This window comes from Myroides injenensis M09-0166 (genome assembly GCF_000246945.1).
Lineage (GTDB): Bacteria > Bacteroidota > Bacteroidia > Flavobacteriales > Flavobacteriaceae > Flavobacterium > Flavobacterium injenense.
This window is the reverse complement of record NZ_BAEX01000199.1, coordinates 1-264: the sequence shown is the minus strand read 5'-3', so window position 1 is coordinate 264 and position 264 is coordinate 1. Positions and strand designations below refer to the sequence as shown.

Annotated in this window: 1 pseudogene; it reads right to left on the bottom strand. The window is 30.7% G+C overall.

The window, feature by feature from the left end:
- Positions 1-2 precede the first annotated feature (2 nt).
- Positions 3-264, bottom strand: a pseudogene (locus tag RH98_RS15125) (ribonuclease HII); the annotation flags it as partial.

Here is a 264-nt window from a genome sequence, read left to right as displayed (position 1 = left end):
ATTTATAAATCTAATTTTAATTGATCTGGAAGTAACTTAAAAGACATACGGTGATATTTACAAGGTCCATGTTCTTTAATGGCTTCACGGTGTTCTTTTGTCGGATATCCCTTATTTTTTTTCCAGTTATACATAGGGAACTCTTCATGTATTTTATCCATATAATCATCCCTATATGTTTTTGCTAGAATAGATGCGGCAGCTAAACTTAAATATTTAGAATCACCTTTTACAATACATTGATAGGGTAAATTAGGGATAGGA